At 70.1% G+C, this 25,824-nt stretch carries 25 protein-coding genes and 1 riboswitch; of the genes, 8 read left to right on the top strand and 17 right to left on the bottom strand.

The genetic code is table 11. From position 1 onward, the window contains the following. Positions 1–161 precede the first annotated feature (161 nt). The 4 genes from IF64_RS0113635 to IF64_RS25450 all read right to left on the bottom strand — a co-directional run bounded on the left by IF64_RS0113635 (position 162) and on the right by IF64_RS25450 (position 2,107). Positions 162–995, bottom strand: coding sequence for a phosphatidylinositol-specific phospholipase C/glycerophosphodiester phosphodiesterase family protein (locus tag IF64_RS0113635; RefSeq protein ID WP_030532471.1), 834 nt, complete (start codon positions 993–995; stop codon positions 162–164). Positions 996–1,063: 68 nt separating this feature from the next. Continuing rightward, positions 1,064–1,444 carry a barstar family protein gene (locus IF64_RS0113630; RefSeq protein ID WP_030532470.1) on the bottom strand — a complete coding sequence of 127 codons (381 nt, stop codon included), beginning with the start codon at positions 1,442–1,444 and terminating at the stop codon, positions 1,064–1,066. Beyond that, positions 1,441–1,863, bottom strand: a complete 423-nt coding sequence (locus tag IF64_RS0113625) for a guanyl-specific ribonuclease (RefSeq protein WP_030532469.1) — start codon at positions 1,861–1,863, stop codon at positions 1,441–1,443. Before IF64_RS0113625 ends, IF64_RS0113630 begins: the two co-directional genes overlap by 4 nt. A gap of 10 nt (positions 1,864–1,873) precedes the next feature. Next, complete coding sequence (locus IF64_RS25450) at positions 1,874–2,107, bottom strand: hypothetical protein (protein ID WP_036876581.1); 234 nt, start codon at positions 2,105–2,107, stop codon at positions 1,874–1,876. A gap of 31 nt (positions 2,108–2,138) precedes the next feature. On the opposite strand from IF64_RS25450, the gene IF64_RS0113615 reads away from it, so the two are divergent. Both IF64_RS0113615 and IF64_RS0113610 read left to right on the top strand, forming a co-directional pair. Then, positions 2,139–3,104: a zinc-binding dehydrogenase gene (locus IF64_RS0113615; RefSeq protein ID WP_030532468.1), complete on the top strand. Its 966-nt coding sequence runs from the start codon at positions 2,139–2,141 to the stop codon at positions 3,102–3,104. Positions 3,105–3,215: 111 nt separating this feature from the next. Then, positions 3,216–4,274 (top strand): alpha/beta hydrolase, encoded by a 1,059-nt coding sequence (locus IF64_RS0113610; protein WP_030532467.1) that lies wholly within the window; start codon positions 3,216–3,218, stop codon positions 4,272–4,274. A gap of 97 nt (positions 4,275–4,371) precedes the next feature. Here IF64_RS0113610 and IF64_RS0113605 read toward each other — a convergent pair whose 3' ends face one another. Beyond that, complete coding sequence (locus IF64_RS0113605; protein ID WP_030532466.1) at positions 4,372–5,424, bottom strand: NAD(P)H-dependent flavin oxidoreductase; 1,053 nt, start codon at positions 5,422–5,424, stop codon at positions 4,372–4,374. A 254-nt stretch (positions 5,425–5,678) separates the two neighbouring features. Here IF64_RS0113605 and IF64_RS0113600 point away from each other — a divergent pair, with 254 nt between their 5' ends. After that, positions 5,679–5,891: a hypothetical protein gene (locus IF64_RS0113600; protein WP_030532465.1), complete on the top strand. Its 213-nt coding sequence runs from the start codon at positions 5,679–5,681 to the stop codon at positions 5,889–5,891. A 117-nt stretch (positions 5,892–6,008) separates the two neighbouring features. Here IF64_RS0113600 and lepA read toward each other — a convergent pair whose 3' ends face one another. The 3 genes from lepA to IF64_RS0113585 are packed head-to-tail and all read right to left on the bottom strand — an operon-like array spanning position 6,009 to position 9,223. Continuing rightward, entirely contained in the window at positions 6,009–7,877 is a 1,869-nt protein-coding gene (lepA, locus tag IF64_RS0113595; RefSeq protein ID WP_030532464.1) for a translation elongation factor 4, read from the bottom strand. 50 nt (positions 7,878–7,927) lie between these two features. Continuing rightward, entirely contained in the window at positions 7,928–8,323 is a 396-nt protein-coding gene (locus IF64_RS0113590) for a VOC family protein (RefSeq protein WP_030532463.1), read from the bottom strand. A gap of 12 nt (positions 8,324–8,335) precedes the next feature. Further along, complete coding sequence (locus IF64_RS0113585; RefSeq protein ID WP_030532462.1) at positions 8,336–9,223, bottom strand: EamA family transporter; 888 nt, start codon at positions 9,221–9,223, stop codon at positions 8,336–8,338. Between the two features lie 292 nt (positions 9,224–9,515). On the opposite strand from IF64_RS0113585, the gene rpsT reads away from it, so the two are divergent. Continuing rightward, positions 9,516–9,776 carry a 30S ribosomal protein S20 gene (rpsT, locus tag IF64_RS0113580; protein ID WP_030532461.1) on the top strand — a complete coding sequence of 87 codons (261 nt, stop codon included), beginning with the start codon at positions 9,516–9,518 and terminating at the stop codon, positions 9,774–9,776. Between the two features lie 215 nt (positions 9,777–9,991). On the opposite strand, the gene holA is transcribed toward rpsT, so the two are convergent. Beyond that, on the bottom strand, positions 9,992–11,011 hold the full coding sequence (gene holA / locus IF64_RS0113575; RefSeq protein ID WP_169741947.1) for a DNA polymerase III subunit delta: 1,020 nt from the start codon (positions 11,009–11,011) through the stop codon (positions 9,992–9,994). A 75-nt stretch (positions 11,012–11,086) separates the two neighbouring features. Continuing rightward, a riboswitch (SAM riboswitch) is annotated at positions 11,087–11,219 on the top strand. Between the two features lie 13 nt (positions 11,220–11,232). On the opposite strand from holA, the gene thrC reads away from it, so the two are divergent. Next, positions 11,233–12,495 carry a threonine synthase gene (thrC, locus tag IF64_RS0113570; protein ID WP_030532459.1) on the top strand — a complete coding sequence of 421 codons (1,263 nt, stop codon included), beginning with the start codon at positions 11,233–11,235 and terminating at the stop codon, positions 12,493–12,495. A 144-nt stretch (positions 12,496–12,639) separates the two neighbouring features. On the opposite strand, the gene IF64_RS0113565 is transcribed toward thrC, so the two are convergent. Beyond that, positions 12,640–13,572 carry a LysR family transcriptional regulator gene (locus IF64_RS0113565; RefSeq protein ID WP_036876578.1) on the bottom strand — a complete coding sequence of 311 codons (933 nt, stop codon included), beginning with the start codon at positions 13,570–13,572 and terminating at the stop codon, positions 12,640–12,642. 172 nt (positions 13,573–13,744) lie between these two features. On the opposite strand from IF64_RS0113565, the gene IF64_RS0113560 reads away from it, so the two are divergent. Next, on the top strand, positions 13,745–15,085 hold the full coding sequence (locus tag IF64_RS0113560; protein WP_084705847.1) for a 2-hydroxycarboxylate transporter family protein: 1,341 nt from the start codon (positions 13,745–13,747) through the stop codon (positions 15,083–15,085). 54 nt (positions 15,086–15,139) lie between these two features. Further along, positions 15,140–16,333 carry a mandelate racemase/muconate lactonizing enzyme family protein gene (locus IF64_RS0113555; protein ID WP_048807739.1) on the top strand — a complete coding sequence of 398 codons (1,194 nt, stop codon included), beginning with the start codon at positions 15,140–15,142 and terminating at the stop codon, positions 16,331–16,333. 177 nt (positions 16,334–16,510) lie between these two features. Here the strand turns inward: IF64_RS0113555 and IF64_RS0113550 are convergent, their stop codons facing one another. The 7 genes from IF64_RS0113550 to nadD all read right to left on the bottom strand — a co-directional run bounded on the left by IF64_RS0113550 (position 16,511) and on the right by nadD (position 23,386). Continuing rightward, on the bottom strand, positions 16,511–18,970 hold the full coding sequence (locus tag IF64_RS0113550; RefSeq protein ID WP_030532455.1) for a ComEC/Rec2 family competence protein: 2,460 nt from the start codon (positions 18,968–18,970) through the stop codon (positions 16,511–16,513). 29 nt (positions 18,971–18,999) lie between these two features. Beyond that, positions 19,000–19,629, bottom strand: coding sequence for a ComEA family DNA-binding protein (locus IF64_RS0113545; protein ID WP_246134673.1), 630 nt, complete (start codon positions 19,627–19,629; stop codon positions 19,000–19,002). A gap of 422 nt (positions 19,630–20,051) precedes the next feature. Continuing rightward, positions 20,052–20,909: a DegV family protein gene (locus IF64_RS0113540; protein WP_030532453.1), complete on the bottom strand. Its 858-nt coding sequence runs from the start codon at positions 20,907–20,909 to the stop codon at positions 20,052–20,054. Positions 20,910–20,919: 10 nt separating this feature from the next. Beyond that, entirely contained in the window at positions 20,920–21,693 is a 774-nt protein-coding gene (gene octT / locus IF64_RS0113535) for a diglucosylglycerate octanoyltransferase (protein WP_030532452.1), read from the bottom strand. A 7-nt stretch (positions 21,694–21,700) separates the two neighbouring features. After that, the gene (locus tag IF64_RS0113530; RefSeq protein ID WP_030532451.1) at positions 21,701–22,312 is read right to left on the bottom strand and encodes a histidine phosphatase family protein; all 612 of its coding nucleotides are present in this window, start codon (positions 22,310–22,312) and stop codon (positions 21,701–21,703) included. Further along, on the bottom strand, positions 22,309–22,710 hold the full coding sequence (gene rsfS / locus IF64_RS0113525) for a ribosome silencing factor (protein WP_030532450.1): 402 nt from the start codon (positions 22,708–22,710) through the stop codon (positions 22,309–22,311). Before rsfS ends, IF64_RS0113530 begins: the two co-directional genes overlap by 4 nt. Positions 22,711–22,789: 79 nt before the next feature. Further along, a complete protein-coding gene (nadD, locus tag IF64_RS0113520) occupies positions 22,790–23,386 on the bottom strand; it encodes a nicotinate-nucleotide adenylyltransferase (RefSeq protein WP_084705846.1) in 597 nt (198 codons plus the stop codon). 298 nt (positions 23,387–23,684) lie between these two features. Here nadD and IF64_RS0113515 point away from each other — a divergent pair, with 298 nt between their 5' ends. Next, positions 23,685–25,787, top strand: a complete 2,103-nt coding sequence (locus tag IF64_RS0113515; RefSeq protein ID WP_030532448.1) for a RecQ family ATP-dependent DNA helicase — start codon at positions 23,685–23,687, stop codon at positions 25,785–25,787. Positions 25,788–25,824 lie beyond the last annotated feature (37 nt).

Raw genomic sequence — 25,824 nt, 5'->3', positions numbered from 1 at the left:
CGCCATACACGCTCCTGGAGGCGCAACACGGGCACCCGCAGCTGCAACACGCGCTCCCCCGGGGGCACAACACGGGCTCCCCGGGGCGCAACACGCGCTCCGGAATCCGCAACACGCGGGCGGGTGCGACCGCGGCTTCCCCGCCGTCGCACCCGCCGTGCTCAGCCGAGCAGGAAGTCGCGCAGCCCTGCGAGGTCGTCGGTGTTGATGTGGTCGACGCCGGCGTCCCGCAGCTCGGTCCACACGGCGGTCCGCTCGTCCCCTGCCTCGTCGGGCGTGCCCCAGAACCGGAGCCGCTGCCCGGCGTCGTGAGCCTGGGCCACCATCTCGTGCAACCGCGCCCGCTCCTCGTCGGGCATGGCGCCCTCGCCGTTCCAGTCGAAGACGTTCGTCCAGTTCTCGCTGACCAACGGCATCAGCTCGGTCGGCAGGTCGCCGCCGAGGTCTCCGGAGCGACCGTCGTAGAACGACAGCCGCTGCGGCGCCTCGGCCATGTCGTCGAGCGGCCGGTTGCCGCTGACCACGACCTGGATCGCGCCGGGCCGCACCTGACCGTCGGCGTACGAGGCGAGCATGTCCGCGTAGTCGGCGAGCTGCTCCTCGAGCAGCGCCCACGTCCGGGAGCCGCTGCTCTTGATGTCGACGAGCAGCTGGAACTGGCCGTCCCAGCCCGGGTAGACCCCGGACCCGCCGCGGACCGCGTCGCGCAGCCGATCGAGGTAGAGACTGCGCAACGTCCGGTCCGGGTCGAGCTCCCAGAAGTCGTGGGCGACCAGCAGCTCGTCGCCGACCGCCCACACGTCCGCCTCGACACTGGTGAATCCGTGTTCCAGTGCGTCGAACAACGGCCGCTCGTGCTCGTAGTCGTTGTGCGCGTGGGTCTGGGCCAGTGGCTCGCCGAGATCCGGGCGCGGCGCGGCGCCGGCGACCCCGGGCGCGATCAGGGCGAGCACTGCCGCCAGCGCGGCGAGTACGGCGGCACGGGACGCGTGCATTCGGGCTCCTCACGTCGATGCGATGTCGGAGCCGATCGAAGCGGTCGGGTGTGTCCGGTTCGCGAACGTCAGGAGTCGGCGAGCAGAACAGTGAACCGGCGGCTGTCGGCCCGCTCACCGCCCGCCGCGAGCGCCCGCTGGGCGTCGGACAGGGTGCCGTGCACGGCGAGGTACGTCCGCGGGTCGGACTGCTTCAACGCGTTCGCGCCGACCCAGACGAGGACGTGTTCCCCGGCGGGGAGCCACGACAGGTCGGTCAGGCAGTCGTAGAGCGCGTCCAGGTTGCGGCCGAAGTACGAAGGAAAACGCAGCAACTCGGCGATCGCGTCGAGCGTCGCGGCCTTGTCGGTCAGCCTGCTGCCGTCGAGAACGTAGGTGAACGCGCCGCGCGCCTTCGCCTCGGCGACGAGCGCGGTGCTGTCGGGGTTCGGAGTCGATGTCACAGTCATGTCCGGGTGTCGACGACCACGAAGGACTCGTAGTGGTCGTTGGTGTAGTACAGCTCTTCCTCGCTACCGGTGACGAGTCGCCGCGCGCCACGGTCGGCGCTGCCGGGCGTCTCGACCGTGTACTCGCGGTAGTAACCGGAGGGCTTCGAAGGCAACAACTGCTCCCTATTGCCGAAGGTCGTGCCGTCCTTGTCGGGGTACGGGAACGGCCCACCGCGTTCGATGAGCTTCCACGTCTGCTCCACCTCGGAGGGGAGGTCGGTCAGCGCGACCACCTCGAGGCCGGATTCCGCGCCGGGCAGGCTACCTCGCCCGCCCTGACCTTCCTCGCCCCCGGTGAACTGCCCCACGAGCCACCCGCCGAGTGCGAGCAGGATGAGCCCGGCCAACGCCACACTGATACGCCTGCGCGAGAACACGCGCGCCTCCCTAGGAAACCCGGCGGCCACGCCGGGCCTGCTGCGACTCCGCCCCGCCCGCACGCGTGCCACGCACGCGACGCGGAAGCGTCATGGCGAAATCCACACCGAACCGGAGCAGCCACGTCAGACCGACGCACAGCGGCAGCAGTACGGCCACGACCAGCACGAACTGGACGGGGAACCACTGCTGCGCGAGCCAGAGCTCGCACCCGTCCCACCAGCGGGCAACTCCGTCGAACACACGACGAGGGTACTGCAGGTAGGTTGGCGCCATGTTCGCCGTCTATGCCAACGAAGCCAATGCCGACGACCCGCTGGCCTCGCTCGTCGTGGGCGAGCGCCCCGACCCCGAGGTGCCCGAGGGTTGGGTCAAGGTCAACGTCAAGGCCGCCAGTCTGAACATGCACGATCTGTGGACCCTGCGTGGCGTCGGGATCAAGGAGGAACAGTTCCCGATGATCCTGGGCTGCGACGGCGCCGGGGTCCTCGACGACGGCACCGAGGTGGTCATCCACTCGGTGATCAACGACCCGTCGTGGCGCGGAGACGACACCCTCGACCCCAAGCGCACGCTCCTGACCGAGAAGTTCCAGGGCACGTTCGCCGACTCCGTGGTCGTGCCCGCCCGCAACGCCGTGCCGAAGCCGGCGGGCCTTTCGATGACCGAGGCGGCCACGATGGGCACCGCGTGGCTGACCGCCTACCGCATGTTGTTCGTCAAGTCGGGACTGCGGCCCGGCCAGACCATGCTCGTGCAGGGCGCCTCCGGTGGCGTCTCCACCGCCCTGGTGCAGCTCGGCCGTGCCGCGGGCATCCGCGTGTGGGTCACCGGCCGCACCGAGGAGAAGCGCGCGCTGGCCGAGCGGCTCGGCGCGCACCAGACCTTCGAGTCCGGCGCCCGGCTGCCCGAGCGGGTCGACGCGGTGTTCGAGACGGTCGGCAAGGCCACGTGGTCGCATTCGATGAAGTCGCTCAAGCCGGGCGGCATCATCGTGGTGTCCGGGTCCACGAGCGGGCCCGACGCGAGTGCCGAACTGCAGCGCCTGTTCTTCCTCCAGCTGCGGGTGACCGGCTCGACGATGGGCACCCGCGACGAACTGGCCGATCTGCTCGCCTACACCGAACTGGCGGGGATCCGGCCCCAGGTGGGCGCCGAGTTGCCCTTCGAGGACGCCAGGAAGGGCTTCGAGGACATGCTCGAAGGCCGTACCGCGGGCAAGATCGTCTTCACCCGTTAACCGAGGATCACTACGCCGACCAGGGAAAACTCCGAACACAGAGGGTCACGATATCTTTTCGTGACCTTTCTTACGGATCACCGCCGCGCGATCTGTGTTTAGCCTGGACCCATGATCGCATCCCAGCGGGAAGCATCAGACTCCTCCGACCCCGAGGAGTCTCCGGACCAGGCCGACACCGCCGGACCCGGCCCGGACATCGAGATCCGGGCCGGGTACCGCCGGTTCGGCGGATTCTCGACCCGCGTTCTCGAAGCCGGCCCCCGTCCTGTCGAACGGCCAGCCGGCCGGCGTTTCCGCAAACGCTCCGCCGACCGCAGGCGCCACCAGCCGAGGCTCGTCCTCCTGCACGGCTACTGCGACAGCGCCGACACCTGGCGACCGCTGCTCACCGAACTCGCCCGAGCGGGCGTCTCCGCGGCCGCCGTGGACCTGCCCGGTTTCGGCGACGCGGCCGCCCTGCGTTCCGGGGCGATCCTGCCGCAGCTCGACGCCTTCGCCGCCGCGGTCGTGCAGGACCAGTCCGCGCTCGGCGGCGTCGTACTGGTGGGCAACTCGCTCGGCGGCACCACGGCGCTGCGCGCCGCTCAGAATCCCGAACTCCCCCTGACCGGGGTCGCTTCGATCGCGGCGCCGGGACTGTCCGATTCGTGGCTCATGCGCGGACTCGCCCGGAACCCGCTGGCCCGGCGGCTCGCCTCCGCGCTGCCGGTGCCCGTGCCGCGGTTCCTGGTCCGCACCGTGGCCCAGCAGGTGGTGCCGCGTCTGCTGTACGCCGACTCCCGCAACGCCGCGGCTGAGCACGTGGCCAGGTTCGTCAATCTCTTCCCCGACTTCCGGTCGACCACCGACCGTCTGGACCAGGCAGGCAGGCTCCTCACCGAGCTGGACGAGGCCTACGAACTCGAACGCATCGCCCTGCCTCTGCTCGTCGTGGCGTGCGGCAAGGACCGGTTGGTGAACGCCAGCTCAGGCGAGCGACTGCATTCGCTCGTGCCGCACAGCAGGCTCCTCGTGCGGGAGGACTGGGGACACTGTCCGCAGCTCGACGACCCGCGTGGATTGGCGCAGGCACTCCACTACTTCGCCACGAGCGCCATGGCCGCCCAGGGTGCGGACGGCCGCAGGCGCAGCACGCGCCCTGCCGCGTTGGCGGGCGCCGTGGGATGACGCCGCGGGCCGTCCGCGGTCACCACGACCTGACGGGTGGGGCGACCCGGTAACCGCAGCGCTGACGTCGGGCGTGACTGCGTCCCCGGGGACGTCGTCAGCCGAACCGGCGCGCCGTCGCCGCCACGGCCTCGCGGGCCTCGGCGGCGAGCCCGTCGACGATCTCCGACGCGGGCGCGGTCCGCGCCTGCGCGTACGTCTGCCCGGCCCACAGGGACATCGCCTCCGGATCCCCGGCTGCCGTCGCTGCCGCACGGATGGGCTTGCTGATGTTGTTCAGCTGCGGGTAGGCCGCGGGCGCGCTGGCCGAGTTGTCCCGCATGAACCGGTTCTCCAGACCGCGCGCGGGACGGCCACTGAACGCCCGCGTGATGGCCGTGGCACGACCGGCCGCATCGAGCGCCGCCCGATAGGTCGCGTTCGTCCCGGCTTCCTCGGCGCGCAGGAACGCCGTGCCGAGTTGCGCCGCCACCGCTCCCGCGGTCAGCACCGCCGCGACGTCGGCGCCGTGGACCAGACCACCCGCGGCCACCAGGGGCAGGTCCGTCTCCGCACGCACGAGCCGCAGCGCGGCCAGCAGGCCCAGCAACGCACCACCCGCATCCTGCGCCGGGTCGTCGTCGAACACCGCACGGTGGCCGCCCGCCTCGAAGCCCTGGACACAGAGCACGTCGGCGCCCGCAGCCGCGGCGTCCCGTGCCTCCTCGGGCGTCGTCACGGTGACGCACACGAGGGTGCCCACGTCGTGGAGCCGCTCGATGTCGGCCGCCACCGGGGTGCCGAACGTGAATGACACGACCGGAACCCGCGAGTCGACGAGCAGATCGAGTTTCGCGGCGTAGCCGTCGTCGTCCCACCGCCCCGGGCCGGGCCGCACGCCGTAGCGCTCGGCCTCCTCGCGCAGTCGCTCGGCGTACGGCGTCACGTTCACCATGGTCCGCACGCCCGGCACGAAGAGGTTGACGCCGAACGTCTCCCCCGCCATCTCACGCGTCTTGTGGATCTGGTCCGACAGCGCGGCCGCGGTGAGGTAGCCGCCGGCCAGGAACCCGAAGCCGCCCGCACGCACCACGGAGGCCACCAGCTCCGGAGTGGACGGACCGCCTGCCATCGGCGCTGCGATCACCGGGACGCGCAAGGACTCGAACATGCCCCTCATCGTACGAACGGACCTCGTCGCGCTTCGATGCGGCATCGGGCGGCGGTCGCACACGGATCGCGATCATGTGACAGACCAACCGTTGGCGTAACACCCGAGTTACCCCGTGTCACCCTGCTGGGCTACCGCTCGTTTCGGGCACGCTAAGCCTGTTCGCCGAGCCTTGTTTGCGCCTTTCGGACCAGTGCAGGGTGCTGTCCAGACGCGAGATCCCTTCGCGTGACAACCGAGAGGAAGAGGAACACATGACCGAGACGCAGAAGACCACGAGCACCGCCAAGCGCTGGACGATGCGCGGCCTCGCCGTGAGCGCCCTGGCCGTTCCGATGGTCGCCGTCCTCGGCGGTTCGGCCTCCGCGGCCGAGCTGACCCCGATCGCCGAGTACCTCGACGAGACGATCGCGTCCACCTCCGCTGCTCTGGTCGAAGCGCTGGGCGTGCTGCTCGGCGTGAGCTGATCTCCACACCGGATAGAACGCAAGGGCCGCATACGATCTGCGCGATCGTATGCGGCCCTTGCGTTTCGCCGTTCCCAGCCGTCGCATGTGGACGACAGGTGACCGGGAGCCTACGGGCTACTTCTTGCCCTTGCCCTTACCCTTGTCGTCCCCACCGTCGTCTGTGGACAGTGCCGCGACGAACGCCTCCTGCGGCACCTCGACCCTGCCGACGGTCTTCATCTTCTTCTTGCCTTCCTTCTGCTTCTCCAGCAGCTTGCGCTTCCGCGAGATGTCACCGCCGTAGCACTTGGCGAGCACGTCCTTGCGGATGGCGCGGATGGTCTCGCGGGCGATGATGCGCGAGCCGACGGCGGCCTGGATCGGCACCTCGAACTGCTGCCGCGGAATCAACTCACGCAGGCGCTTGGCCATCTTGTTGCCGTAGCTGTAGGCCGAGTCCTTGTGGACGATGGCCGAGAAGGCGTCGACGGCCTCACCCTGCAACAGGATATCCACTTTGACCAGATCGGACGTCTGCTCGCCCGCCTCCTCGTAGTCCAGCGACGCGTAACCGCGCGTGCGGGACTTCAGCGAGTCGAAGAAGTCGAAGATGATCTCGGCGAGCGGAAGGTGGTAGCGCAACTCGACGCGGTCCTCGGACAGGTAGTCCATGCCCAGCATCGTGCCGCGCTTGCTCTGGCACAGCTCCATGATCGCGCCGACGAACTCCGACGGCGCGATGATCGTCACCTTGCTGATCGGCTCGTGCACCTCGGCGATCTTGCCTTCGGTGGGCCAGTCGGACGGGTTGGTGACGATGTGCTCGGTGCCGTCGTCGAGGAACACGTCGTAGACCACGTTCGGCGCCGTCGCGATGAGGTTCAGGCCGAACTCACGCTCCAGGCGGGCCCGCGTGATCTCCAGGTGCAGCAGGCCGAGGAAGCCGCACCGGAATCCGAACCCGAGCGCCACCGACGTCTCCGGTTCGTACGACAGCGCGGCGTCGTTGAGCCGCAACTTGTCGAGCGCGTCGCGCAGCACCGGGTAGTCGGAACCGTCCACCGGATACAGCCCGGAGAACACCATCGGCTGCGGCTCGCGGTACCCCGTCAGCGGTTCCTCAGCGCCGCGGCGCTCGGAGGTGACGGTGTCACCCACCTTCGACTGGCGGACGTCCTTCACACCCGTGATCAGGTAGCCGACCTCGCCCACGCCGAGCCCCTCGGACGGCTTCGGGTCCGGCGAGATCACACCGACCTCGAGCAGCTCGTGCGTCGCCCCCGTGGACATCATGCGGATCTTCTCGCGTGGGGTGATCTTGCCGTCGACGACGCGGATGTAGGTCACCACGCCGCGGTAGGTGTCGTAGACCGAGTCGAAGATCATCGCGCGGGCGGGGGCGTCGGCCTGCCCGACCGGCGGCGGCACCTGCCGCACGACCTCGTTGAGCAGGTCCTCCACGCCGTCGCCCGTCTTCGCCGACACCCGGAGCACGTCCGAGGGCTCGCACCCGATGATGTTCGCCAGCTCGGCCGCGTACTTGTCCGGCTCGGCCGCGGGCAGGTCGATCTTGTTCAGGACCGGGATGATGTGCAGGTCCTTGTCGAGCGCGAGGTAGAGATTGGCCAGGGTCTGCGCCTCGATGCCCTGGGCGGCGTCCACGAGCAGGATCGCGCCCTCGCAGGCCTCGAGCGCCCGGGAGACCTCGTAGGTGAAGTCGACGTGGCCGGGGGTGTCGATGAGGTGCAGAACGTGGTCACCGCCGTCGACGCTCCACGGCAGGCGGACGTTCTGCGCCTTGATGGTGATACCGCGCTCGCGCTCGATGTCCATGCGGTCGAGGTACTGATCGCGCATCGCCCGCTGCTCGATCACGCCGGTCAACTGCAGCATCCGGTCGGCCAACGTCGACTTCCCGTGGTCGATGTGGGCGATGATGCAGAAGTTGCGGATCAACTCCGGCGGCGTGAACGTCTTCTGGGCGGACGGGCGGTTCTGTGTCACTCGTTTCCTCGGATCGCTCGTGGACTAGCCGCCCCCATGGTCCCATGCCGTCACCGGGGGTCGGCGCGCACGTCGGTCCTGAGCGGGTGGTCGGCGGGCACCTCCACGAGCACGATGCGCACGCCGTCCGGGTCGCGGATCCAGGCCTCGTCCAGGCCCCAGGGCTCGCGCTGCACGTCCCGTTCGGGCTGCACACCCTTCGCGCGCAAGGCGGCCAACTCCGCGGAGACGTCCCGCACCTGCAGCCACAGCGCCATGGTGTCCGGGCGGTCGGCGGGCGCCGCGTCCGCCTGGCCGACGATCTCGAGCAGCCCTCCGCCGAGGAAGAAGACCGTGCCACCGGGGAAGTCCCGGTACACGGCGAGACCCAGCGTGTCGCGGTAGAAGGCCGTCGTGACCTCGCGATCGGCCGGAATGAGCAGGATGCGGCTGTTGAGCACGTCCATGACCGCAGGGTCTCACGCCAGCGCGATCGCCGTGATCCCCGCCAGCACCACGAGCGAGCCCAGGATGCGCCGCAGCGGGTCCGGCTCGCCGAACATCCGCCACGCGGCGAGCCCGCCCACCACGATGCCGAGTTCACGCGCGGGCGCGACCATGCTGACCGGCGCGATCCGCATCGCCAGCAGCACCAGCACGTACGCCACCGGCGACAGCAGGCCGACCAGCACCACTTCCCTGCGATGTTCCCGCCACAGTCGCCCGGTGTCGCTCCGGTCGCGCCCGGCCACGGGAGCGAGCAACAGCGCCTGCAACGCCGATCCGCCCGCCAGGTACGCCACGACGGGAACGTCGAGCGTGGTGACCGAGAAGGCGTCCCACAGCGTGTACGCCGCGATCGTCACCCCGGTCAGCACGCCCCAGACGATCCCCGCCCTGCGTGCGATCCCGCCGTCCGTCGCCGCTGTGTTGGTGCTGCCGGTGCTGCTTCCGGTGCCGATGACGAACACGCCCAGCACGACGAGTGCGGCACCGACCAGGCCGACCGCGCCGGGTCGCTCGCCCAGCACGAGCACGGCGATCGCCACCGACAACAGCGGACCGCTCCCCCGTGCCACGGGATACACGACCGACAGATCGCCCACCGCGTAGCCGCGTTGCAGCACCACGCCGTAGGCGACGTGGAACACGGCGGTGCCCACCATGGCGAGCACCCATGTCCCCGACAGGCTCCATCCGGCCACGGGCACCACCACGGCGGCGATCGGCACGAGCAGCGCCGCGGAGACGGCGTAGTAGAGGAAGACGAAGCGCGCCCCGCCGCCGGGAACCCGCTTCGCGGCGAGGTTCCAGCCCGCGTGGACGAACGCCGCAGCGACGACGAGCGGCAGCGCCGTCGCGGTCATGCCGCCCTCCCTCCGCAGTCACCTCAGCCGGCCCGGTGAACCCGGCCGCCCGCCGAACTCAGCCGGCCGGGGAAACGCCGTGGACCCGGCGAGCCCGGTCGACCCGCAGCCACAGTAGCCCCGCGACCACCCGTGACCTGCCGACCGAGCCCGCGACCTGCCTTGTTAGGCTTGTCCCTCGTTGCCGTGCGGCATTCCGCCAGGGAGGAAGACCGGTTCCACCGGTGCCGAGACGAGCGCGGCGACGATCCGAACCGCCGTACGAGACGGCCGAACGTGAAGGAGTGCCCCCGTGGCGAACATCAAGTCGCAGATGAAGCGCATCAAGACCAACGAGAAGCGCCGTCAGCGGAACCAGGCCGTCAAGTCCGCGGTGAAGACCTCGATCCGCAAGTTCCGCGAGGCCGCCGACGCCGGTGACAAGGCCAAGGCCGCCGAGCTGCAGCAGGCCGCTGGCCGCCAGCTGGACAAGGCCGCCAGCAAGGGCGTCATTCACAAGAACCAGGCCGCCAACAAGAAGTCGGCCATGGCCCAGCGCGTGAACAAGCTCTGAGCTTTCCGCTCGTCGCACCCGAGGCCCGGCTCCCACGAGGGAGCCGGGCCTCGTGCATGTCGACCCCGTGTTGCGCCCCGGGGCGCGTGTTGCGCCTTCCGGGGCCCGTGTTGCGGATCCCGGGGCCCGTGTTGCGGATCCCGGGGCGCGTGTTGCGCTTTCCGGGGCCCGTGTTGCGCCTCCCGGGGCTCGCACTCAGCGGGCCGTAGCCCGGTTCAGCGTGCTTCCTTCGCGCCGATGACCTCGAGCACGGCACGTTCCAGGGCGTAGTCGGGGTCGGCGGCCGCGCCCTTGACCTCCGCGTTGACCCGGGCCACCGTCCGCATGGCCTCGGCCAGCCCACGCGCATTCCAGCCTCGGGTCTGCCCCTGGGCCTTGCGGATCTTCCACGGCGGCATGCCCAGCTCTCCGGCGAGCTGGTTCGGATTGCCCCTGCCCGCCGCCGACACGCGGGCGACCGTGCGGACGGCGTCGGCGAGCGCGTCGGCGATCAGCACGTGCGGCACGCCGATCTGCTGTGCCCACCGCAGCGTTTCCAGCGCCGCCGCGCGATCGCCGCCGACGGCCTTCTCCGCGACGAGGAACCCGGTGACGTCGGCCTTGCCCCGGTGGTAGCGGCGGACGGCCTCTTCGTCGACCTTTCCGCCCGAGTCGGCGACCAGCTGAGTGGCGGCCGACGACAGTTCACGCAGGTCGGAGCCGACCGCGTCGACGAGGGCAGCCACGCCTCCTGCGTCGATCCGGCCGCCCACCCGCTTGACCTCGGCGCGCACGAACGCCTCACGTTCGGCCGGCTTGGTGATCTTGGCGCACTCGGTGACCTGTGCTCCGGCCTTCTTCAGGGTCGTCGGCAGCGACTTCGCTGCTTTGCTGCGTCCCCCGCCCGAGTGCACCACCACGAGGGTCACGCCCTCCGCGGGGTCCTTCACGTAGCCGGTCACGGCGTCGGCGAGCTCCTGGCCGATGTCCTGCGCCTGCTCGAGGACGATCACCCGCCCTTCGCTGAACAACGACGGGCTGACGAGCTCGGCCAGCTCCGGAGGGGTGATGTCGGACACCTTCGTGCGGGTCAGCTCCGCGGTCGAGTCGGCTGTCCGCGCCGCCTCGACCGCGGCGTGGACAGCCCGATCGACGAGGAGTTCTTCGTCGCCGAGCACGAGGTGGAGCGGTGCCGGTGCAGCGGAGGAGGCGGTCACACCCCGATCCTGCCACGGTGATCTGGAGCGCACGGGCATGGCAGGCACTGATCTCGATGCCCTAGGCTGGTCGCACACACACGCCGCGCAGGCATACGGCGGACAATCGAATACCGCTCATCAAGAGGGGCAGAGGGAACGGCCCGACGAAGCCCCGGCAACCGGCGTCAGCCTGTCATCTCGATCCCGCGAGGTAGCTGACGACAACGGTGCTAATTCCGACCCGTGCCAGCGGGGCAGATGAGGAAAGGAACCTCGCGATGACAGCAGCCCTGACCACCTCCACCACCCGCGCCGTCGACCTCGGTCCGGCCGTCGAACTGGTGTCGAAGGAGGAGGGGCACCGCCAGCCTCTGGCTCCTGAGTTCGTGTCCGCCGAGGACTTCTCCCCGCTCGAGGTCGCCTACGACTTCGGCCGCGTGCGCAGGGAGGACATCGAGGCCGGTCCACGCAACATCTGGCGCTACAAGAAGCTGCTCCCGGTGCCGTCGAACGTCGAGGAGATCCCGAACACCGAGCCGGGCTGTACCAGGCTGGTGCGTGCCGACAACCTGGCGAAGGCGCTCGGTGTGAAGCGCCTCTGGGTCAAGGACGACACCGGCAACCCGACGCACTCGTTCAAGGACCGCGTGGTCGCCGTTGCGCTGGCCGCGGCGCGCGAGTTCGGGTTCGACACCCTCGCGTGCCCCTCGACCGGCAACCTGGCGAACGCGGTCGCCGCGGCCGCCGCGCGTGCGGGCTGGCAGTCCGTCGTGCTCATCCCCTCCTCGCTCGAGCGAGCCAAGATCCTCACCACCGCCGTGTACGACGGCGCCCTGCTCGCCGTGGACGGCAACTACGACGACGTCAACCGCCTGGCCACCGAACTGGCCGCCGAGCACGAGTCCTGGGCGTTCGTCAACGTCAACGTCCGGCCGTACTACTCCGAGGGCTCCAAGACCCTCGGCTTCGAGGTCGCCGAGCAGCTGGGATGGCGTCTGCCCGAGCAGATCGTCGTACCGATCGCCTCCGGTTCGCAGCTGACGAAGGTGGACAAGGGCTTCAAGGAGCTCGCGCAGCTCGGCCTCGTCGACGACACCGCGTACAAGATCTTCGGCGCCCAGGCCACGGGCTGCTCCCCGGTCTCGAGCGCCTTCCGCAACGGTCACGACGTCGTGCAGCCGGTCAAGCCGGACACCATCGCCCGCTCGCTGGCCATCGGTAACCCGGCCGACGGCCCCTACGTGCTCGACACGGTGAACCGCACGGGTGGCGCCATCGAGGATGTGACCGACGACGAGGTGGTCGAGGGCATCCGGCTCCTGGCACGCACGGAGGGCATCTTCACCGAGACCGCGGGCGGGGTCACCGTCGCGACGGCGAAGAAGCTCATCGAGGCGGGCAAGATCGACCCGGACGCCGAGACCGTCCTGCTCATCACCGGTGACGGCCTGAAGACCCTCGACGCGGTCGAGGACAAGATCGGCCCGAAGGCGACGGTGCCGCCGTCGGCCGCGGCCGTGAACGAGATCCTCGGCAGCTGACGCCGGCCGGCCGGTCGCGGAGAACGTCGCGGCGAACACAGACCCGCAGCACCGCGACCGGCCGTCAACCGCCGCCCCCGGAACCTTCGTAGCAGGCGCGGCCGGGTCTGTACGCAGGCCGGTGCACGAATCTGTCGCGCGTCGTCAGGCGCCCGGGCTCACCGTTGGGTCCGCATCGAATCGCTTCGGCATCTCCGCACGGATGAAGTCGGCGAAGGCGAACACCCGCCGCGGCACCGTCGGCGCCGACTCGAACACGACATGGACGTCGGCGCGCTGATCCCCGAATCCGTCCAGTACACGGACGAGACGGTTGTCCCGGAGGTACTCGCGAACGTTCCATTCGGAACGCAGGATCAGCCCGAGTCCCTGCAGGCACCACTCGGTGACGACTTCACCGTCACTGCTCGCCAGGTCGCCGGACACGTGGACGTTGTGCTCGGTGTCCCCGTCATGCAGTCGCCAGGTCGTGTAGTCGTCCTGGTTGGCGCGCAGGATGATGCAGTTGTGCTCCCGCAGCTCCGCAGGCGTCCGTGGTTCGCCCATGCGCGCGAGATACTCCGGCGCGGCGCACACGATCCTGCGGTTGGCCAGCACGCGCCGCGCGACGAGCCGCGAGTCGGGCGGTTGACCGAGCATGATGCCGACGTCGAACCTGGTACGCGTGCCCTCGACCGGCTCGTTGGTCAGGTCCAGCTGGATCTCCAGCTTCGGGTGCGCCCGTCCGAACCGGGCGACGAGCGGGGCCACGTGGTTGCGTCCGAACCCGTGAGGCGCCTGGACCAGTAGCTTGCCCGTCAACGACTCGCTGGGAGGAACAAGCCGTTCTTCCAGGTCGTCGATCTGCCGCAGGATGTGATCCGCTTCCTGCGCCAGCAGCTCCCCTTCCGGGGTCAGGTCGATCCGGCGGGTGGTCCGGCGGGCCAACCGCACTCCCAGCCTCGACTCCAGAGCCCGAAGCCGTTTACTGACCGACGGCAGCGAGGCGCCGAGCACACGGGCGGCACCGGTGAGGCTCGTAGACGTGGCCACGACCCGGAAGAACTCCAGGTCGTCGCCGATACCTTTCCTGGTCATCACACCTCCGCCGAAGCCGACTACCGGCACTCTTTCCTCGCGCGAAACAGTACCTTGAACCGGCGGGTATTTATCGTCCGCTCGCCGCCCTGTTAAGTTCGCCCGGTGCGAGGAAAATTCACGAACACGTCGTGTTCTCGCATTCTGGGAAACCGTCCGAGAGGCTTCATCAATGGCTGATGACAGTGCTGTCTCCAGCGCCGAGGGGAAAGCCGAGGAATCCGATTCCGGTCGGCATTCTCCCCAGATTTCCGGTTTCAGCGTCACGGTCTATGCCGTCATGCTCACAATCGTTCTGGTTGCCATCTACCTCGACGCCCTACCGGACAACATCGTGAGCGGCATGGTCGTCGCCGTACTGATCGGCGGAGCTCTGAAATGGATCGGCGACCGAATTCCCGTCTTCAACACCTTCGGCGGCGGTCCGTTGCTGTGTATCGTCGTTCCGGCGCTTCTGCTGTACACCGGCGTACTACCAGGGAGCGTGGAGAAGCTCACCGACGACTTCTACACCGAGTTCGGATTCGCCGAGTTCGCCGTCACCGGCATCATCGTCGGCAGCATTCTGGGAATCGACCGACGATTGCTCATCAAGGTCGGAGTCCGGTTCTTCGTCCCGCTGGTTTCCGCGGTGCTCGCCGCGTGCGCGGCGGGCGCACTCGTGGGTTATCTGACCGGTTTCGGCGCTGCGAAAGCGCTCCTGCTCGTCGTGGCTCCCAGCATGGGTGGCGGAATGGCTGCCGGGGCGATACCGATGTCCGAGATCTACGCGTCGTCGTCGGGGGCCGGAGACCCGGGGCAGTACCTCGCGCAGATCACGCCGGCGGTGATGGTCGCCAACATCGTCTGCATCATCCTCGCCGGCCTGCTGAACGGCCTGGGCAAACGCCGTCGCTTCAAGGCACTGTCCGGCGACGGCGCCATGTTGCGCACCCACGCGGTGTCGTTCGGCACGCCCCGCCCCTCCTCGGCCCTGTCCCTGGAACGCCTGGCCACGGGCATGGTCCTGTCCATCGCGATATACGCGTTCGGCGAGCTGGCGGCATCGCTCGTTCCCGCTGTGCACGCCTACGTGTGGATCATCGCGGCCGCGGCGGCGTTGAAGATCTTTCGCCTGCTACCCGAGCAGGTCACCGCGGGCGCCGAAGGTTGGTACGCGTTCATCGCACAGGCCTGGGTTCCAGCTGTACTCGTCGCCATCAGCGCGGGCATGATCGACTTCGACCGGGTCGTCGAGGTGGTCTCCGATCCCGCGTATCTGACGCTCACGGTCACCACGGTGGTCGCCGCCGCGGCGGCGGCCGGCCTCGTCGGGTACGCCGTCGGCTTCCATGTCGTCGAGTCGTCCATCACCGCCGGCCTCGGCATGGCCGACATGGGCGGTTCCGGGGACGTCGCGGTGCTCAGCGCCGCGAATCGCATCGGCCTGATGCCGTTCCTGCAGATCGCCTCCCGGATCGGCGGTGCCGGAGTGCTGCTCATCATGTCCCTCGTGGCTCCGCTGTTGCTCTGAAGCGGTGCGCCGTATCCACCGCTTCGCCGTATCGACCGTCGTCAAGGAGAGTGAGTGTCCACAAAGATCACGGACGTCGAGATCCGCATGGTGAACCGGTTCCTGCACGTCCTCATCACCACCGACGAGGGCCACACCGGGGTGGGTGAGTCCGGAGCATGGGGCTTTCTGGACGCCTCCGCCGAGGCCGTGCGCTCGTTCCGGGAGTACCTCATCGGCAAGGACCCAACGCTGATCGAACACCATTGGCAGTACATGTACCGCTCGTTCCACTTCCGAGGGGCGGCGATCATGGGAGCCATCAGTGCGATCGACATCGCGCTGTGGGACATCACCGGCAAGATCCACGACTGTCCCGTCTACCGGCTGCTCGGTGGCGGCGCCCGCAGGGAGGTACGGACCTACTACCACGTGTCCGGCTCGACCACCGAGGAACTCGTCGAGGACTGCGTCCGTGCCAAGGAACTGGGCTATACCGCCGTGGGGCACCTCTCGCCGTTCCTCGACGAATCCCGCGAGAAGCCGTACTTCCAGCCCTACGCGCAGACCCTGACGTCGGCCGCCGACCGCGTGCGCCGGATCCGGGAAGCCGTCGGGAACGATGTGGACCTGTGCCTCGAACTGCACCGGCGTCTCGCACCGGGTGAAGCGATCGCATTCGCCGCCGAGGTCGAGCCGTATCACCCCTTCTTCATCGAGGATCCGACGACACCGGACAACTTCGACTCCATGGCGCACATCGCAGAGCACGTGCGGGTGCCCGTCGCGACGGGCGAACGGCTGCACACGGTGCAGGAGTTCGCCATGCTCCTGTCCCGCCGTGCGATGGACTACGCACGCGTCAGCGTGTGCGTAGCGGGCGGCATCACCGGTGCCAGGAAGATCGCGGCCGTCGCCGAGGCGTACGGGGTCCCGATCGTGCCGCACAACCCGTTGAGCCCGGTGAGCACGGCAGCGTGCTTGCAGGTGGCCCTCGCCGTGGAGAACTGCGCGCTGATGGAGCTGCCCGACCACACGGCGGCCGCCGCGACCGAGCGCTACACCAGCACCGACAACGCCACCGTCACACCGCTGGACCAGTCCGCGATCGCGGCGCCCGTTCCCGCCGCGGTCGACGGGTTCGTTCCGGCGACGACGGCACCCGGGATCGGCATCGAACTCGTGGAAGGCGCGGCCGCGCGGTTCCCCTACCGGCGGCGCGAGATCAATACCCGACTCCACCGGGACGGTTCCGTCGTCGATCAGTGATGCGATCTGTCCTCAGTGGAGGATTACACCCGGTCGGCGAGTGCCGCGGAATTTATGACATCGGCACCGTCCGCTGCGATCGCGCTCTGGTCGGCAACCGCGGTCGTGTCGGGAAGCGTGCATTGTCGGCAAGCACGGCGTCGTCGGCACGCGCGGCGTGGTCGCGAAGCCACGCGGTCAGGTTTCCCGGCGGTTGTCCTGGCCTCGGCGGACCACGACCGGGGCGTCCTCGGTGTCGCCGGGGACGACCGCGATGTCACCTCCTTCGTCGGTCCGCGCGATGAGCGCTCCACTGCCCCGCAGGGTGCGCACGATCTCGCCGTTCGGGTGGCCGTGCGAGTTGTCGGCGCCCACGCTCACGAGCGCGACCCGGGCCCGCACGGCGGTGAGGAACTCCCGGCGGGTGTGTCTGCTGCCGTGGTGCGGCACCTTGAGGATCTCGGCGCGCACGTCGACTCCACGGGCGAGCAGGTCGCCCTGCGCCGCGACCTCGATGTCGCCGGTCAGCAGGATTCGCCCCGCGGGTGTCGAGGCACGCAGGACAAGGGACGCGTTGTTGATCGCGGTGCCGTCCTCGCTCGACTCGCTGTCCTCGGTCTCCTCGCCGGTCTCCTGCCGGGCCGCGGGTGCCGTGTAGTGCGGTCCCAGCACGTCGAGCGTCAGCGCGTCCCAGCTCACGGTGTCGCCCGCGGACAGCTCGACCAGACGTACCTGCCGGGAACGTGCCTCGTTCACCACGGCCTGCCACGCCCACGACGGCGTTCTGCCCTGTCCTACGGCGATCGCGCCGACCGACCGGCCCTCGAACACCCCCTGCAGCCCGCCGAAGTGGTCGGCGTGAAGGTGGCTGACGACCACCAGCGGCACTCGGTCGACACCCAGCCGGTTCAGGCATCGGTCGAGTGCGCCGGGCTCCTGCCCGGTGTCGACGACGACGGCGCGTCCGGGCTGTCCGGTGGCCAGTACCAGTCCGTCGCCTTGGCCGACATCGCACGCCACGACCGACCACCGGCCCGGCGGCCACCCAGGCACGACGACGTGCACGCCGGTGAGCACGACGAGCACCATCACGAGTGCCACGACGACCGCGGTGCGTGCGAGCCGGTGCCGGAAGGCCACGAGAACCGCCACCATGATCACGGCGGCGAGCAGACCTCCCCACCAACCCGGCGGCCACGCCAGTACGGCACCCGGCACGGCCGCCGACTCTCGGGCGACCCAGACCAGCCAGCTCACCCCCGGACCGGCGACGTGCACGAGAAGCTCGGCCACGTCCGGTGACAGCGGCGCGACGACGGTCGCGAGTACGCCGAGCACCATCACCGGCGCCACGACGGGCGTCGCGAGCAGGTTGGCCACGACCGACACAAGGCTGATCTCACCGACCATGCCTCCGAGTACCGGGACGGTCACGACGAACGCCGCCACGGGCACCGCCACCGCTTCAGCAGCTCCTGGTGGCAATCGGCGCCCGCCGAGGGTGGCCGCCCACCTCGATGCCAGGAACACGAGACCGGCGGTGGACACGACCGACAGCGTGAAGGCCATGCTCGTCGCCATGGCCGGGTCGTAAAGCACCAGACCACCCACCGCCACCGACAGCGCGGGTACCGCGGAACGCCGCCGTCCCAGCACGAGTGCCGCCAGCGACAACGTCCCCATGACCCCGGCACGCAGCACGCTCGGTTGGTAGCCGACCAGAACCACGAAGCCGACGAGCACCACGCCGGCGACGGAAGCCGACACCGTCGGTCCGAACCGCAGTACACGCGCCAGCAACAGCACGGCTCCACAGACGATGCCCACATGGGTGCCGCTCACGGCCGTGAGATGCGACAGGCCCGAATCCAGGAACTCCTGTCTGACCCGCTCGGACTGGCCGCTCGTGTCCCCGACGACGATCCCCGGCAACAGGCCGGCCTCGTCCTCACCGAGGACACCGGCCGCACTCCGCAGTCCTTCTCGGAGCATGGCGGCGCTGCGTTGCCACCAGGATGCTTCGCTCGTCCCTTCCGGCGGACCACGCACGAATCCCACGGCCACGGTCAGCTCGCCGGGCCGCGCAGCCGCCAAGGAGGCCACGGCATTCGTCCTCTGCCCGGGAAGCAGGTGCTCCCAGCCTTCGGCGGGGCCGATCAGGAGCATCCGGCCGGTGGTGTGGACGGCCTCGGCGTCGTCACCGGTGCCGACCCGCGCCGAGACGACCTCGACCGGAACCAGCACCGACCGGCGATCGCCCTGTGCCGTACCGTCGCCGAGACCGCCGCCCGAATCACTGCGAAGGAGGCGGGGCCGTTCCCGCAGTTCCACCCGGAGTTCAGCGATCGCGCCGTCCTCCGCGGCGCTGCGCACGGGGTCGTGCTCCACGCCGTGCAGACGGGCGGTCAACGGCCCGGCCACGAGAACCCCGCAGCCGACGAGCGCGACGGCCGCGTGGACCGCCCGAGATCGGTGCCGATGTGCACGGAGCCACAGCAGCACTCCACCGGCCACGGCCGCCGCACCCACACATGCCGCGACCGGCCAGCCACACAGCAGCCCGACGAGCGCGCCGGCCCACACCACGAGTGCCGCCGGCACGAGACGCAGATCCCGTCCCGCCTGACCCCGGCTCCCGTCCTGGGCGGCGGCACGCACGTCGGCACCGGACCCGAACCGGACGACCGTCACTCGACGGTCACCTGATCACGAAGCTCTTCGAACCGCTTGGCGCCGATGCCGTCGATCTCGCGAAGTTCCTCCACGGCCGTGAACCCGCCGTTGTCCGTGCGCCAGTCGAGGATCCGTTGCGCCGTCACCTCGCCGACACCCGACAGCGACTCGAGCTCGTCGGCGTCCGCGGAGTTGAGCTCGATCGGCTCGTCGCCACCGGCCTCACCGTCCTCGTCCGCGGACGGCGTGCCGGAATCCACGCCGGGCGGTACGGGAACGCCGACGTAGAGCTGTTCCCCGTCGACGAGTTTCCGCGCGAGATTGACCGACATCAGATCGGCGTTGCCGCGCGCTCCGCCTGCGGCCTCGATCGCGTCCGCCACCCGGGCGCCCGCCCGCACCTGCACCAGCCCCGGATCACGAACCTTGCCGACCACACTCACCACGAGGCGTTGCGGCCCATCCTTCTCGCTCTGCTCCGAACCGTCTGCCTCCGCCGAATCCGCCGGTGTCGTATCGGCCGCACTCGGCGAGGCCGATGTCGCCGGCTTCTCGTGCGCGACCGGAAGCGGCGGTGGTTCCTCACCCGACGGACGTCCCAACACGACGGCCAAAACGATGCCGAGTGCGACGACGACGCCCACCGCCGCACCCACGACGAGGCGCGGACGTAGCGGCCTACGCGCGGATCCCGGCGGGAGCCAGCGTTCGACCCATCGCCCCGCTGTCCCACCGTCGGCGCCTGCGCCCTCAGCCGGAGTGTCTCCACTTCCTGCCTGTGTCGGAACATCGTCTGCCGAGTCGTCCGGGCCCGGCATCTCGTCGACGACACCGGCGAGCCGCCGATGGGTCGCCGTCTGCCCGGCATCTCGGCGCCCGGGCCCGCGTCCTTGATTCTGCGTCATCTGCTCGAACACGCGATCGACGCTAGGAAATGGCTTCCGGGTGTGACAGTGGGAGTTCCGCGTTCTGTGGATGAGTGGCCCGTTGTGGACAACCCGCGCCGCGCCGGCCCTCGTCGTCGGTGGGGTCGGCTACGATGCCGCGCCCCACACCACCGTCCCGCTCAGACCGACGGAACCGGCCGCTGGACGACGACGCCGAGTACGCCCGGTCCGGTATGAGCGCCGATCACCGCACCCAACTCCGTGACCACACAGCCGCGCGAGGTGGGAAGGCGCTCGTCGAGCCGCGTGGCCAGTTCGGCCGCGCGGTCGGGAGCAGCGAGATGATGCACGGCGACCTCGACGTCGCGTTCCCCGCGCGCCGCGTCCTCGGCGAGCTGCACGAGCCTGGCCATCGCTCTGCCGGTCGTCCGCACCTTCTCGAGCGGCGTGATCTCGCCGTCGGCCATGTGCAGCACCGGCTTGACCATCAGTGCCGTGCCCAGCAACGCCGCCGCGTGCCCGATGCGGCCGCCACGCCGCAGATGTTCGAGCGTCTCCACCATGAACAGCGTGCGGGACCGCAGCGCGGAAGCCGTGGCAGCCTCCTCGACGGCCACCGCGTCTGCGCCGTCCCGGGCAGCCACCGCGGCGTGGATCACGGCGAAGCCGAGACCCATCGCGGTGGTTCGGGAATCGACCACCCGGACACGTTCGGCACCGACCTCCTGCGCCGCCAGCACCGCCGCCTCCCAGGTGCCGGACAACCGCTTCGACAGGTGCACGGACACCACGGCCTCGGCGCCCTCGTCAAGCGCGGCGCGAAACGTGGCAGCGAACTCCGCCGGTGTCGGCCGCGACGTGGTGACGATCCGCTTGTGCGCCAACGCATCGGCCAGTTCCTCGGGGCCGAACTCCGCCCCAGCCGGAGCGGGCGCCCCGTCGACCAGGACGTGCAGCGGGACGACGCGGATGCCGAGCCTCTCGGCGAACCCTTCGGGGAGGTGGGCTGTGGTATCGGTGACGACGGCGACCGGCACGTGGGCCACCTTACGTTCCCGAGCCGCCCTGCTGCGCGACCGACGACGGCGCCGCGCCGCCCAACAACGGTGCGATCCGTTCGGCCATCGCGCGACCCACCGCAGCGTGCCCGTCCCAACCCCAGTGCATCCCGTCGGGATTGCCATGTCCGCCGAGCACATGCTCGGAGATCACCGACGGCAGGTCCAGCATCGGCACGTCGGTGCGCGCGGCCCACGCCGCCAGCCGCGCATGGGTCACGGCCCGTTCGGTGTGCACCCGGCCGTAGGACGCCGACCGGTGCACCGACGGAAGCCACCCGAAGACGGGAAGCTCGGGCCGCAGCACGCGCAGCGCGCCGACGGACGTGTCGAGATACCGCTCGGTGAGCCGCGCCGGTAGGACGGCGGGGCGGCCACGCGTCACGCGCGCCAAGAGCGGTTGGACCGCGCGATAGCCGTTGCGGGCGACACGGCGCAGCCCGTCGGGTCGCAGGTATCGCAGGCCGGTACGCAGGTACGTCGGCAACGGGGACGGAAGGGTGTCCATGCTTCCCACCGCAAGGACGACCACATCGGCCAGGTGCAGCTCGGCCCACAGGCGCGGGTCGCCGATCAAGGCCCACCAGGCGTCCCGTGCGGTCCACCCGAAGCCGGCGAACAACACCGCCTCCCCGCCGAGCTCGCGGGCACAGACGTTCGGCCACAGGCGTGGCTCGTCGGACGGATGGCCGCTGTTCGGGCCGTGGAAGCTCAGCGAATCGCCGAGCACCAGAACCCGCGGTATCGATGCCGGTTCGGCCATGGCCACCTCAGCCGGTGATACCCGCGTTGTAGGCGTGGAGCCGCCACCGGCCGTCGCGCCACCGCAGGTCGACCCAGTGGCAGTTTCCGATCCCGCCGAGCGAGGGCCACAACGCGACCGGGAGGTCGACCAGGTGGGCGGTGAGCGCCAGGATCAGTCCACCGTGGGCGGCCAGGAGCACGGTGCCGTAGTCGTACTCGTCGCGCAGCAGGTCGCCGACGACCTCCGCGGCACGTTCGGCCACGTCGATGCGGGACTCTCCGCCGGGCGGAGCCCACGTCGCGTCCTGCCGCCACCGTTCGCGTTCACCAGGTGCCTGCGCGTCGACCTCGGGGCCGGTCATGCCCTGCCACTCGCCGAGGTGGGTCTCCCGCAGACGCTTGTCGAGCCGCAGCGGAACGCCGATCGCCTCGGTGAGCACGGTGGCGGTGTCGGTGGCGCGGCGCAGGTCGGAGGCGATCACCAGTTCCGGCTCGAACCGCGCGAGCGCGGGCGCGGCGAATCGCGCCTGGTTCCATCCGACCTCGGTCAACGCGGAATCGAGGTGTCCCTGCATGCGGCCGGCGGCGTTGTAGTCGGTCTCCCCGTGCCGCCACAGGACGATGCGCTCGACGCTCACGAGGCGTCCGTGTCCTCAGCGGCGCGCGCCACCGCCTCGTCCAGTCCCTCGACGTCGATCCGCGGGCAGTCCTTCCAGAGCCGTTCGAGCCCGTAGAACGAACGCTCCTCGTCGTGCTGCACGTGGACCACGACGTCGACGAAGTCGAGCAGCACCCACCGGCCCTCGCGCGTGCCCTCCCTGCGCACCGGCTTGTGCCCGGCCTTGCGCAGCTTCTCCTCGACGTTGTCGACGATCGCGCCGACCTGCCGTTCGTTGGGCGCGGAGGCGATGACGAAGGCGTCGGTGATGACGAGCTGTTCCGAGACGTCGAGCACGACGATGTCGGTCGCCTTCTTGTCCGCGGCCGCGTGCGCGGCCACGTTCGCGAGGTCTCGTGCTTCGGCCGTCGCTGCCACGGTGGTGCCCTCCGGAATTCGTACGTACGCCGGATGCAGGGTACCCGGAGGGGCCGACGTGCCCGCCGACTCCGCCCGATCAGACGTGATCCGTGCGATACAGCCCGCGCTTGTGGATGTAGCGGACGACGCCGTCGGGCACGAGATACCAGACCGGTTCACCCGCCCCGACCCGCTCGCGCAGGGCGGTCGAGGAGATCGCCATGGCCGTGACCTCCACGAGGCTGGCCTTGCCGGGCGGCAGGTGGTCGTCGTCGAGTTTGTAGCCGGGCCGCGTGACACCGATGAAGTGCGCGTTGGCGAAGACCTCGTCGGCCGCGCGCCAGGTGAGGATCTGCTGGAGGGCGTCGGCTCCGGTGATGAAGAACAGGTCGTCGTCGGGGTACTGCACGCGCAGGTCGCGCAACGTGTCGACGGTGTAGGTCTGCCCCCCTCGATCGATGTCGACCCGGCTCACCGAGAACACCGGATTGGAGGCGGTGGCGATCACCGTCATCAGGTACCGGTCCTCGGCGGGGGTGACGACGCGATCGGCCTTCTGCCAGGGCTGCCCGGTGGGGACGAAGACAACCTCGTCGAGTTCGAACCTGGCCTGGACCTCGCTGGCTGCGACGAGGTGACCGTGGTGCACGGGGTCGAAGGTTCCCCCCATCACCCCAATGCGGCGCGACGACATGGCTGCCTACCTTATCCGACCATCCGGACGCGCCCGCCCGGCTCCCTGATCCGCGCCGTGCGGGTCGGCCCTCCCCTGCGGGGTCGACCCGCACGGCGCGGGGTGCGCGTGGCGATCTGGGGGACGCACCACGCGCGGCCGGCTCCCCGTCCCGGCCACGGAGGAGACCGCGCCGACGGTGCCCCATGACGCCACCTGTGGGTGACGTGGGACACATTCTGGCGCGAGTGGACCGTTCGCGCGGCGAATCCGCCCGCCGGCGCGCGCACTGTCGGTCGGGACGTGTAGAGCTGGAGCCGTGAGCACCGAACTTCGTGACCGCGCGGCAACCCTCCTCCGCGCCCTCGCCGGGGACCACGCGAGCCTGCGCGACGACCAGTGGACGGCGATCGAGGCCCTCGTCGCCGAGAAGCGGCGCGCGCTCGTCGTGCAACGCACGGGCTGGGGGAAGTCGGCCGTGTACTTCCTGGCCACGGCGCTCCTGCGAGAGCAGGGCGCCGGACCGACCGTGATCATCTCGCCGCTGCTGGCGCTGATGCGCAACCAGATCGCGGCGGCCTCCCGCGCCGGCATCCGCGCGGCCACGATGAACTCGGCCAACCAGCAGGAGTGGGACGAGGTGCAGTCGGCCGTGGCCGCCGGGGACGTCGACGTGCTGCTCGTCAGCCCCGAACGCCTGAACAACCCCGACTTCCGCGACACGGTGCTGCCCAAGCTCGCGGCGGCCGCCGGACTGCTCGTGGTCGACGAGGCCCACTGCATCTCGGACTGGGGCCACGACTTCCGCCCCGACTACCGGCGGCTGCGGACCCTGCTCGCGGAACTGCCCGACGGCGTGCCCGTACTCGCCACGACCGCGACGGCCAACGACCGGGTGGTCACCGACGTCGCGGACCAGCTGGGCATCGGCAGGCAGACCGGCACGCTCGTGCTGCGCGGCCCGCTCGACAGGGAGAGCCTCCGGCTGGCGGTCGTCCAACAGCCCACCGAAGCGGCACGACTGGCCTGGCTCGTCGAGCACCTGGCCGATCTGCCCGGTTCGGGCATCGTCTACACACTCACGGTCGCCGCGGCCCACGACGCGGCGACCCTGCTGACCCGCCGCGGCTACGACGTGGCCGCCTACACCGGCAAGACCGATCCCACCGAGCGCCAAGCCATCGAGGACGACCTGCTCGCCAACCGCGTCAAAGCCGTGATCGCCACCTCGGCGCTCGGCATGGGGTTCGACAAGCCCGACCTCGGATTCGTCGTCCACCTGGGCGCACCGTCCTCCCCGATCGCCTACTACCAACAGGTCGGCCGCGCTGGCCGCGGTGTCGAGCGCGCCGAGGTCGTGTTGCTGCCCGGACCGCAGGACCGCGCGATCTGGGACTACTTCGGCTCGCTGGCCTTTCCGGACGAGACGCGCGTCGCGCAGGTACTCGACGCGCTCGCCGACGCCGACCGTCCACTGTCGACCGCCGCGATCGAACCGCGGGTGGAACTCTCGCGGTCGAGACTCGAGATGGTGCTGAAGGTGCTCGACGTGGACGGCGCCGTCCAGCGCGTGAAAGGCGGATGGGTCGGCACCGGGCGGCCGTGGAGTTACGACGCCGAACGTTACGAGCGGGTGCGCATCGCCCGTGAGGCCGAGCAACAGGCCATGCTGGACTACGCCGCGACCCGGTCGTGCCGCATGGAGTTCCTGCGCGCCCAGCTGGACGATCCCGAGGCCGGGCCGTGCGGGCGGTGCGACAACTGCACCGGGCGGTACTGGCAGGCCGACGTCGCCGCGGAGGTCGCCACCGAGACCGCGCAGACCCTCGCCGAGCCCGGGGTCGAACTCGCCCCGAGAAAGCAGTGGCCCACCGGGCTGGCCGCACTCGACGTCCCCCTGTCCGGGCGGATCGCCGCCGGGGAACAAATCGAGCAGGGGCGGGTCGTCGGCAGGCTGACCGATCTGGCGTGGGGCGGCCGGTTACGGGATCTGCTCGGTCCCGAAGCACCGGACGGGCCGGCCCCCGACGACCTGTTCACCGCCTGCATCGAGGTGCTGGCGTCCTGGGACTGGGCGCAGCGTCCGGTCGGCGTCGTCGCCATGGGCTCCCAACGGCGGCCGCGTCTCGTGCAGGACCTCGCGAGCAGGCTCGCCGCGACCGGCAGACTCCGTCTGCTGGGCTCGATGGAGACGGAGGGTCCCGCGCCCCGGCGGGCCAACAGCGCGTTGCGCCTCGCCGACCTGTGGCACCGGATTCAGGTGCCCGCCGACGTGCAGGCGGCCGTGGGCGAGGTGGACGGTCCGGTGCTGCTGGTCGACGACCTCGTCGACACCGGGTGGACGATGACCGTCGCGGGCAGGCTTCTGCGCCGATCGGGCGCCGACGCCGTACTGCCGTTCGCGCTGGCCTCCACCAGTTGAGCCGCCACGGGCGAGCCGGCACCGCCCGAGGATCCCG

The organism is Prauserella rugosa, from assembly GCF_000719975.1.
Lineage (GTDB): Bacteria > Actinomycetota > Actinomycetes > Mycobacteriales > Pseudonocardiaceae > Prauserella > Prauserella rugosa.
Note: the sequence above shows the minus strand (reverse complement) of the source record. Positions and strands in the feature narration are given on the sequence as shown.

Excerpts from the sequence above, each read along its gene's own strand:
- IF64_RS0113635 (WP_030532471.1), bottom strand. The coding sequence starts at position 995 with ATGCACGCGTCCCGTGCCGCCGTACTCGCCGCGCTGGCGGCAGTGCTC.
- IF64_RS0113630 (WP_030532470.1), bottom strand. The coding sequence starts at position 1,444 with ATGACTGTGACATCGACTCCGAACCCCGACAGCACCGCGCTCGTCGCC.
- IF64_RS0113615 (WP_030532468.1), top strand. The coding sequence starts at position 2,139 with ATGTTCGCCGTCTATGCCAACGAAGCCAATGCCGACGACCCGCTGGCC.
- IF64_RS0113610 (WP_030532467.1), top strand. The coding sequence starts at position 3,216 with ATGATCGCATCCCAGCGGGAAGCATCAGACTCCTCCGACCCCGAGGAG.
- IF64_RS0113605 (WP_030532466.1), bottom strand. The coding sequence starts at position 5,424 with ATGTTCGAGTCCTTGCGCGTCCCGGTGATCGCAGCGCCGATGGCAGGC.
- IF64_RS0113600 (WP_030532465.1), top strand. The coding sequence starts at position 5,679 with ATGACCGAGACGCAGAAGACCACGAGCACCGCCAAGCGCTGGACGATG.
- IF64_RS0113590 (WP_030532463.1), bottom strand. The coding sequence starts at position 8,323 with ATGGACGTGCTCAACAGCCGCATCCTGCTCATTCCGGCCGATCGCGAG.
- IF64_RS0113585 (WP_030532462.1), bottom strand. The coding sequence starts at position 9,223 with ATGACCGCGACGGCGCTGCCGCTCGTCGTCGCTGCGGCGTTCGTCCAC.
- holA (WP_169741947.1), bottom strand. The coding sequence starts at position 11,011 with ATGCCCGTGCGCTCCAGATCACCGTGGCAGGATCGGGGTGTGACCGCC.
- thrC (WP_030532459.1), top strand. The coding sequence starts at position 11,233 with ATGACAGCAGCCCTGACCACCTCCACCACCCGCGCCGTCGACCTCGGT.
- IF64_RS0113565 (WP_036876578.1), bottom strand. The coding sequence starts at position 13,572 with ATGACCAGGAAAGGTATCGGCGACGACCTGGAGTTCTTCCGGGTCGTG.
- IF64_RS0113560 (WP_084705847.1), top strand. The coding sequence starts at position 13,745 with ATGGCTGATGACAGTGCTGTCTCCAGCGCCGAGGGGAAAGCCGAGGAA.
- octT (WP_030532452.1), bottom strand. The coding sequence starts at position 21,693 with ATGGCCGAACCGGCATCGATACCGCGGGTTCTGGTGCTCGGCGATTCG.
- nadD (WP_084705846.1), bottom strand. The coding sequence starts at position 23,386 with ATGTCGTCGCGCCGCATTGGGGTGATGGGGGGAACCTTCGACCCCGTG.